Origin of the sequence: Cyanobium sp. HWJ4-Hawea (genome assembly GCF_024345815.1) — a bacterium.
Classification (GTDB): Bacteria; Cyanobacteriota; Cyanobacteriia; order PCC-6307; family Cyanobiaceae; genus Cyanobium_A.
The window spans coordinates 1-8,103 of record NZ_JAGQBV010000074.1 but is presented as its reverse complement, the minus strand read 5'-3'; the positions used below and the strand labels follow the sequence as shown (position 1 = coordinate 8,103).

9 protein-coding genes, 1 tRNA gene and 2 pseudogenes are annotated in these 8,103 nt (G+C 65.3%); 5 read left to right on the top strand and 7 right to left on the bottom strand.

All coding sequences use genetic code 11. From position 1 onward, the window contains the following. Positions 1-142: pseudogene (locus KBY58_RS12185) on the bottom strand (photosystem II D2 protein (photosystem q(a) protein)); the annotation flags it as partial. 107 nt (positions 143-249) lie between these two features. Between KBY58_RS12185 and KBY58_RS12180 the strand changes: the two are divergent. The 4 genes from KBY58_RS12180 to KBY58_RS12165 all read left to right on the top strand — a co-directional run bounded on the left by KBY58_RS12180 (position 250) and on the right by KBY58_RS12165 (position 2,420). Beyond that, a complete protein-coding gene (locus KBY58_RS12180; RefSeq protein ID WP_255004588.1) occupies positions 250-513 on the top strand; it encodes a hypothetical protein in 264 nt (87 codons plus the stop codon). Continuing rightward, entirely contained in the window at positions 514-1,227 is a 714-nt protein-coding gene (locus KBY58_RS12175) for an ABC transporter ATP-binding protein (protein WP_254934098.1), read from the top strand. 46 nt (positions 1,228-1,273) lie between these two features. Further along, positions 1,274-1,345, top strand: a tRNA-Asn gene (locus KBY58_RS12170). A 349-nt stretch (positions 1,346-1,694) separates the two neighbouring features. Beyond that, positions 1,695-2,420, top strand: coding sequence for a response regulator transcription factor (locus KBY58_RS12165; RefSeq protein ID WP_254934099.1), 726 nt, complete (start codon positions 1,695-1,697; stop codon positions 2,418-2,420). Here the strand turns inward: KBY58_RS12165 and KBY58_RS12160 are convergent. Genes KBY58_RS12160 through KBY58_RS12150 form a run of 3 tightly spaced genes read right to left on the bottom strand, consistent with a single transcriptional unit; the run spans position 2,417 to position 6,370 of the window. Then, the gene (locus KBY58_RS12160) at positions 2,417-3,388 is read right to left on the bottom strand and encodes a DNA polymerase III subunit delta' (RefSeq protein WP_409995762.1); all 972 of its coding nucleotides are present in this window, start codon (positions 3,386-3,388) and stop codon (positions 2,417-2,419) included. The genes KBY58_RS12165 and KBY58_RS12160 overlap by 4 nt on opposite strands. Positions 3,389-3,399: 11 nt before the next feature. Continuing rightward, positions 3,400-4,035 carry a dTMP kinase gene (gene tmk, locus KBY58_RS12155; protein ID WP_409995761.1) on the bottom strand — a complete coding sequence of 212 codons (636 nt, stop codon included), beginning with the start codon at positions 4,033-4,035 and terminating at the stop codon, positions 3,400-3,402. 7 nt (positions 4,036-4,042) lie between these two features. Continuing rightward, positions 4,043-6,370, bottom strand: a complete 2,328-nt coding sequence (locus KBY58_RS12150) for a heavy metal translocating P-type ATPase (RefSeq protein WP_409995760.1) — start codon at positions 6,368-6,370, stop codon at positions 4,043-4,045. Positions 6,371-6,442: 72 nt separating this feature from the next. Here KBY58_RS12150 and KBY58_RS12145 point away from each other — a divergent pair, with 72 nt between their 5' ends. After that, complete coding sequence (locus KBY58_RS12145; protein WP_255004585.1) at positions 6,443-6,964, top strand: photosystem I assembly protein Ycf3; 522 nt, start codon at positions 6,443-6,445, stop codon at positions 6,962-6,964. Between the two features lie 46 nt (positions 6,965-7,010). On the opposite strand, the gene KBY58_RS12140 is transcribed toward KBY58_RS12145, so the two are convergent. The 3 genes and pseudogenes from KBY58_RS12140 to KBY58_RS12130 form a co-directional block, all read right to left on the bottom strand. Further along, positions 7,011-7,292 (bottom strand): type II toxin-antitoxin system YafQ family toxin, encoded by a 282-nt coding sequence (locus KBY58_RS12140; protein WP_255004584.1) that lies wholly within the window; start codon positions 7,290-7,292, stop codon positions 7,011-7,013. Beyond that, positions 7,289-7,558, bottom strand: coding sequence for a hypothetical protein (locus KBY58_RS12135; protein ID WP_255004583.1), 270 nt, complete (start codon positions 7,556-7,558; stop codon positions 7,289-7,291). Before KBY58_RS12135 ends, KBY58_RS12140 begins: the two co-directional genes overlap by 4 nt. Positions 7,559-7,675: 117 nt before the next feature. Beyond that, positions 7,676-8,103 (bottom strand): annotated as a pseudogene (locus KBY58_RS12130) (DNA repair protein RadA); the annotation flags it as partial.

The window sequence follows — 8,103 nt, the reverse complement described above, 5'->3', positions numbered from 1 at the left end:
ATCCACCCAATGCCAAGTAGGCAGTTGGGAAAAGAAGCAGGCCAGACCAGCCCACAAATACGAAGCGGTCGCGCTTAAGCCAGTCATCAAGGATGTCGAACCATCCCCGTGCTGCTGGCTGGCGCCCAAGGGCAATTGTCATGAGAGAGCAGCTTCATGAAGCGTTACATGGGGGATCGTAAGGGGCATGGCCGCCAGCCGTGGCTCCTAGGCGCCAAAGTGGCCCCAGCAAGCCCTTTCCCAGTTGTCATGTTTGTCGTAGAGCTCTCGCTAAAGCTCAGCCCCATGCCCGTTGCGGTGCAGCGCAAGGAGCTCAGCGATGCCCAAGCCCTCTATGCCACGGTCAAACAGGCCCTAGAGAGCGCCAGCCCGATGCTGCTGGAGCTCTCCTGCGAGAAGGAAGAAAGCAAGCAAATCTGCCTGCTCACTAGCGAAGTGGTGGCGGTGCAGATCTACGAAAAATCGGCGATGGCCTCCGGCAGCAAGCGCCCGGGTTTCAGCCTCGACAACTAGGTGGGCTCCGCAGCACAAACCACCCCCCTAAGGATTGAGCGGCTCAGCTACAGCTGGCCCAACGGCCAATCGGCTCTGAGCCAGTGCCAGCTAGAGATCCCCCGCCCGGGCCTCTGGATGCTGGTGGGCACCAACGGCAGCGGCAAAAGCACCCTGCTGCGCCTTATTGCCGGGCTGCTGGAGGCCAAAACCGGCCAAATCAGCACCCCGCTCAAGCCGGCCCTGGTGTTCCAAAACCCTGACCACCAATTACTCCTGCCCAGTTGCAGCAGTGAGCTACTGCTCAGCCTGCCCGGGGGGCTTGGGGCCAGCGAGCGCAAAAAGCGCCTGGAGCAGGCCCTGCAACGGGTTGGGCTGGCGGGCTTCCAGCAGCGGCCAATCCACACCCTCAGTGGCGGCCAGAAGCAACGGCTCGCTATCGCCGGGGCCCTGGCCAGTGAAGCGGGGCTGCTGCTCCTCGATGAACCCACGGCCCTGCTGGATCCCCAAAGCCAAAGGGAGGCCCTTGAGCTGATCTACCAGCTCAGCCATCCCGGCCCCCAGCACAGCCAACCAGCCATCACGGCCCTATGGATCACCCATCGGCTCGAGGAGCTGCGGCGCTGCGATGGCGCGGCCCTGATGGAGCACGGCCGCATCGGGCCCTGGCAAAACGGCGCAGAGCTGGCGCAGCAACTGGCCACCCCCTTGCAGGGCGGCAGGGTCGAGAGGTAGGTTCTTGCAGCCGGATGGCCGGCAGCTTCATCTCCAGGAGCTTCATTCCTCGGTAGCTCAGTGGTAGAGCGGTCGACTGTTAATCGATTGGTCGCAGGTTCGAATCCCGCCCGGGGAGTTTTTAAACACACGCCCCAGTAGGGCCCACCAAGCCGCCTCACCAGGGGCGGCTTTTTGCTGGCATCACAACAAACAACTGCAAAGAAAACCTAAAGAACGGCCGCCCTTCGCGGCAAAGGAGATACGGAAAAACGCTCACCGCCACAGGCTTGCTTCCTGATTTACCGGCCAGTCGCTCCGCCAATCCGGGGCCGCCAGTGGCGCAGCAAGGCCTTTGACCCATCGATGGCTGCCAGATGGCGCAAAAAACCGCGAGAATCAAGCCACCAAAGTGCAACCGATTTGCTGCACTGGCGGTTGTTTTTCAGAGCTCGTCTCCCCCAACGCCCTACTTCGAGCCCTTTGCCATGAAGCCCTCAATCCTGCTGATCGAAGACGACAGCGACATGCGCGATCTGGTGGCTGGCCACCTCGAGCACGGTGGCTTCGATGTGCAGCGGGCCGATGACGGCATCAAGGGCCAGGCCCTGGCCCTGCAGTACAGCCCCGACCTGATCCTGCTCGACCTGATGCTGCCCAAGGTGGATGGGCTCACCCTCTGCCAACGCCTGCGCCGCGAAGAGCGCACCGCCAAGATCCCGATCCTGATGATCACCGCCCTAGGCGGCACCAAGGACAAGGTGAGCGGCTTCAATTCCGGCGCCGACGACTACCTCACCAAACCCTTTGACCTGGAGGAGTTGATGGTGCGGGTTAAGGCCCTGCTGCGCCGCAGCGACCGGGCACCGCTCTCCACTAAGCACAGCGAAATCCTCAGCTACAGCTGCCTCACCCTCGTGCCCGAGCGGTTTGAAGCGATTTGGTTCGACGAGCCGGTGCGCCTCACCCACCTGGAGTTTGAACTGCTGCACTGCCTGATGCAGCGCCACGGCCAAACCGTGTCTCCCTCCTTGATCCTCAAGGAGGTGTGGGGCTACGAGCCCGACGACGACATCGAGACGATCCGGGTGCACGTGCGCCACCTGCGCACCAAGTTGGAGCCCGACCCCCGCAAGCCCCGCTTCATCAAGACCGTCTACGGCGCCGGCTACTGCCTGGAATTGCCCCGGGCCGAACAGGCCGTCGCCAGCTAGGGCGAACCAATCTCCAGCAGGGCCACTTCCCAGGCCAGGCGGGGCTGAACGTAGGCCTTTAGCTGGCTACGCAGCCGCTCCAGCCGCTTGAGCTGGTGGGTTGCTGCTGCGGACCCGTTTTGGCGCCAAAGCACCCACTGCCACCAATCCAGCAGCCACAGCTGTTGCTCCCCATCTAGCGCCTCAGCGAGGTCGCGGGCCAGCTCGAGGGCAGGTAGGGCCGCACCACCGCTCTGGCCCAGCTGGCGCAGCCGGTCGGCCAATCCCTCCGGCAAGGCCTGCCACTGCTGGCGATGGCGCAACAGGGCCCCGGGGGAGCCCGCCGCCAGCTCAATCAATTCCCTGGGATCTGCTTTTTGCGGCTGTTGGTCGGAGCACACCTGGCTAGCGAGCACTGCGGCCAGCTGGTCAACGGAAAGCCTGCCAAAGGGGATTTGCTGGCAGCGGGAGCGAATCGTGGTGAGTAGTTGTTCGGGGGCTGCACTGATCAGGATTAGGCGGCCCTCACCTGGCTCCTCCAGGGTTTTAAGCAGGGCATTGGCGGCCGCTTCCGCCATCGCTTCTGCCCCATCCAGCACCACCATGCAGCCGGGGGCCTCCACCGCCCGGCGCGATAAAAAGCGCGACACATCACGGATTTGCTCCAGCCGCAGCTGGGGCGCCGCCCGCCGGGAGATCCCCTGCTCAGCGGCCTGGGAAGCGGGGATCAACTGGCCCTTGTCGCTGTAGGTGGGCTCCACCCAGAGCAGGTCGGGATGGTTACCCTCCTGCAGCCTGCGGCGCACGGCCAAATCCCCCTGGGGGCCAGCCAAAATCCCCTCCAAAAAGCGCAGGGCGGCGAGGCGGCGGCCCACCCCTTCGGGGCCGGCAAAGAGGTAGGCGGGGGCCAGCCGCTGCTGATCCAAGGCGGCCTCCAAAAGCGCCACGGCCTGGCCCTGGCCCACCAGATCGCCAAACAGCTCTCCCAGCGACCCAGCCATCAGGTCTGGCCCAGCTGCAGCAAGCACTGGCAACAGGCCGCTGTGACCAGCTCGGGGGCCGCATCGGCATCCACCCGGGCCCAGCTGCGCTGGGCCGCCAGGGCCGCAAAGCCATCCCCCACCCGCTGCAGGAAGGCCTCCCCCGCCGCCTCAATCCGATCCGCTTGGCGGTTACCCCGACGCCGCAGCGATTCAGCCAGGGGAATATCCAGCCAAAGGGTGAGGTCGGCCGTCAGGCCCCCGGTTGCCATGGCCTCCAGCTGCTCAATTAGGGCCAACGAGAGGCCCCGGCCATAGCCCTGGTAGGCCGCCGTGGAGCCGGCAAAGCGGTCGCTGAGCACCCAATCACCCCGCTCCAGGGCCGGGCGGATCGTTTGCTCCACGTGCTGGGCCCGGTCGGCGGCATAGAGCAGCAATTCAGCAGTGGGCTCGGGGGCCGCCTCGCCCGGGGGGTGCAGCAGCAGCTGGCGCAGGGCCTGCCCCAATGCGGTGCCACCGGGTTCGCGGCTAACCACCAGCCGGCTGCCTGCCGCCATCAATCCACTGGCCGGCAGCCAGGCCTGCAGGGCCTCGAGCTGGGTGCTTTTGCCGCAGCCATCAAGGCCCTCGAGCACCACAAACCGGCCGCTTGGCACCTGGGACCTAACCGCGCTGATGGCGGCCATCCTGGAGCAAGAGGGCATTGGCGACCACGGTGATCGAGCTCATCGCCATCAATAGGGCCGAGAAAGACGGCGTCAGCAGCAGCCCATAGCGGGGCAACAGCACCCCCGCCGCCAGCGGCAAAACAATCAGGTTGTAGCCAAAGGCCCAGGCGAGGTTCTGGCGCACCTTGGCCATGGTGCGGCGAGCCAGCCCCAGGGCCAAGACCAACCCCTCCAGGCCATCCCCCAGCACCACCAGGTCAGCGGTGTCCTGGGCGATCTGGGTGCCCGTGCCCACGGCAATGCCGAGGTCGGCGGCGGCCAGGGCGGGGGCGTCGTTGATGCCATCCCCCACCATCGCCAGGGTGCCCCGGTGGGGGAATTGGTCCAGGTGCTCAAGCTTCTGCTCGGGCCTGAGCTCCCAGGCCAATTCCTCGGGCCTTAGCCCCAGCAGGGCACCGAGTTGTTGCACGGGCTGCTGGCGATCGCCACTGAGCAGGCCCAACTGCAGGCCCATGGCCCGGAGCTGCTGGATCACCAGGGCCGCATCGCGGCGGGGTTGGTCTTGAACCGCCACCAAACCCAGCACCCCCTGGCGATTCGCCACCGCCAGGACCGTGGCCCCATCGGCCTCGAGCCGCTGCTGGCGGCCAGGGAGATCGGCCAGGTCGCCGGCTGGGGCTGGGGCTGGGGCTTGCGCTGGCAGGGAAGGATCAAGGCCGGCCTGCACCCAGGCGAGCCTGCCCACCCGGTAGTGCTCACCCTTAACTATGCCTTCCACGCCCTGGCCCGCCACGCTGCGGCAATCGCTGGTTTCAAGCAGCGGTAGCTCCAGCCGCTGGGCCTCCACCAGCAGCGCATAGGCCAGGGGATGGCGGCTGCTGGCCTCGAGGCTGGCGGACAACTGAAGCAGGGCATGTTCAGCCGATGGGAACTGCCCAGCTGCCATTGCCCCGGGCGTAAATGTTTCGATGGCGATCACCACCGGGCGCCCCAGGGTGAGGGTGCCGGTTTTGTCGAACAAGATCGCCCCCACCTGGGCGGCCGCCTCAATCGCATCACCACCGCGAAATAGCAGCCCAGCTCGGGCCGCCTGGCCGGAGCCCACCGTGATCGCCGTGGGGGTGGCGAGGCCGAGCGCACAGGGACAGGCCACCACCAGCACCGAAATCGCCAGCTGCAACGCCAGGGCCAGGGGGGTGGTGGCATGGGCCCCCAGCACCTGGGGCCAGAGGGCCGCGCCCCATTGCCACCAAAAAACAAAGGTGACCAGGGCCAAGCCCAACACCAGGAGAGTGAACTGGCCCGCCAAGCGATCAACCAGGCGCTGGATTGGGGCCTTGCGGGCCTGGGCCTGCTCCACCAGGCGAATGATTCGGGCGATGGCGCTATCGCTGCCGCAGCGGCTCACCTCCAGCTCCAAGGGGGCCTCCAAGTTGAGGCTGCCGGCTGCCAGTTCGGTGTCGACCGTGGCCTGCAGCGGCAGGGGTTCGCCCGTGAGTCCGGACACGTCCACCGCCGATGCCCCGGCCCGCACCACCCCGTCCACCGGCACCCGATCGCCGGGCAGCAGTTGCAGCCGGTCACCAGGGCGCAGGCCCCCGACCCGCACGCTCCGGGGCGGCCCTTCCCCCATCAAAAGTTGGGCCGTATCTGGCTGCAGGGAGGCGAGATCCTCCAGGGCGCGGCCTGTGCGGAAGCGGGCCCGCTCCTCCAGGAACCGCCCCAACAGCACAAATCCCAGCAGCAGCACCGGCTCATTGAAAAAACAGGGCCAGCCGCTCTCTGGCCAAAACAGGCCCACCCCACTGGCCAGGTAGGCACTGGCCAAGCCCAAGCCCACCAGGGTGTCCATGCTCGGCACCCCCGCCCAGGCCCCCTGCCAACCGCGCACCAGGATTGGCCTGCCGGGCCCCGCCAACGCCACGGTGGCCACCAGACCATGGAAACCCATGGAGCCCAGCTGGCCCAGGTGCCCCAACACCGACACCACCAGCAGGGCCAGGGCCACCACCAACTGGCGCCACTGCTCCCACCAATTGCGGTGCTGAAGCCGCTCGCGGCGGGAGCTGATCTCCTGACCCACCTCCCGCAGCCTGGCCTGGAAGCCCAGGGCCGCCAATGCCTTCTGGATCGGCTCGAGGGAGGCCCCCTGGTCCGCCGCGGCCAGGGCCGGATCTAGCTGCACCCAGGCGGTGCGGGTCAACAAATTGACACTGGCCTGCTGCACCCCCGGTTGCTCCAGCAGCCGCTGCTCCACGGCACGCACGCAGCCACCGCACTTCATCCCCTCGATCTCGAGCAGCAGAGGTTCTGAAGCGAACAAAACGGCAGCATTAACCTCATCAGAGGCTAGGCAGATCGGTGAGAATGGTGTCCAAGCAGTTTTTGTAGGCCGGTGCCCCGCTCCCAACGCAACGACAACTTCATCGATAAGAGCTTCACGGTGATGGCCGACCTGATCCTCAAGGTCATCCCCACCAACCGCCGCGCCAAGGAGGCCTTCGCCTACTACCGGGATGGCATGAGCGCCCAGGCCGACGGGGAATACGCCGAAGCCCTCGACAACTACCAAGAGGCCCTCACCCTCGAAGACGATCCCCTCGACCGGGCCTTCATCATTTACAACATGGCCCTGGTGTACGCCAGCAACGGTGAGCACCACAAGGCCCTCGACCAATACGGCGCCGCCCTAGAGCTCAACAGCAAGATGCCCCAGGCCCTCAACAACATGGCGGTGATCCACCATCACCTGGGCTCGATTGCTGAAGAAAAGGGCGAAGCCGATGAGGCCGACCGCTGCTACGACCAGGCCGCTGACCTCTGGGGCAAGGCGATCCGCCTAGCCCCCAACAACTACATCGAGGCCCAGAACTGGCTGAAAACCAGCGGCCGCGGCAGCGTCGATGTCTACTTCTGAGCAGAGCGGGTTGCCCCGCCAAAAATCGCAGCTCTTCACCAGCTGATCAACCCCTGTACACCGTGTCGTGGCTACCGATATCGATCGGAATCAGGAGCTGGCCCTCAATTAAGAGCTCAAGGGTGATTCGGTAACTGATGTTGATTGATACGGAATGCAGCCCACTCAATCGCCCCTTTAGGGCATGCAATCGCAAGGAGGGGTGACGGGGATTTGCCTCAAGCAGCAAGAGAGTCTTGAGATACTTTTCACGTAGATCTGGATGCCGGCTTAAGAAACGAGAGGCTTTGCGGTTGTAACTCTCGGTAAATAGCAGCTTCCAGCTCAAGACAGCTCAGCCGCCAGGGCATCAAGACGATCCAGGTGGGCTTCAGCCGATTCTTCGACAAACCTTCCTGCCGCCACCTCGGCACGGGCCTCCAAAAGGGCGAGTTCTAATTCCAAATCACGTAGGCGCTGAAACTCCACCGCTTCCATCACCACATAGCGCAGGTGACCACGCACGGATACACCAGCTTCACGCTCGTTTTGCAACGCCCGGGAAATGGCAGCAAGCCCGGCCGTCTTTAGCTCGTTGGCCGAGACAATTTGCATTGCAATGGAAAGCTCTCTTTAGATCATACGCATAACCGCACGGTTTAAAGCACTGTTCACCATCGGATTCCGGCCCGGGTGAAGCATGGCGAAAAACTCGGCGAACCAAACCTGATATCAATCCCGATCTTCGGCCGGGTTAACCCCCAGGGCCGCCACCAGGGCTTCGGCGACCGTGCCCGCCTCCAGCAGCTGCAGGCCGATGCCGGCGGCGACCTTGGCCATGCCGCTGCCCTTAGGAACCACCGCCCTGGTAAAGCCCAGGCGGGCGGCCTCGCCTAGCCGCAGCTCCAGCTGGCCCACCGCCCGCAGCTGGCCGCCCAAGCCCAATTCCCCCACCAGCACCGTGCCTGGCGGCAGGCAGAGATCCCGGTAGCTGGCCACCACCGCCGCGGCCACCCCCAGATCCGCTGCCGGCTCCTCCACCTCCAGGCCACCGGCCACCGCCAGGTAGCAATCAAATCGGCTGAGGGGCAGGCCCAGGTGCTTTTCGAGCACCGCCAGGATCTGGTGCAGGCGGTTGGCGGCGATGCCGGTGGCGCTGC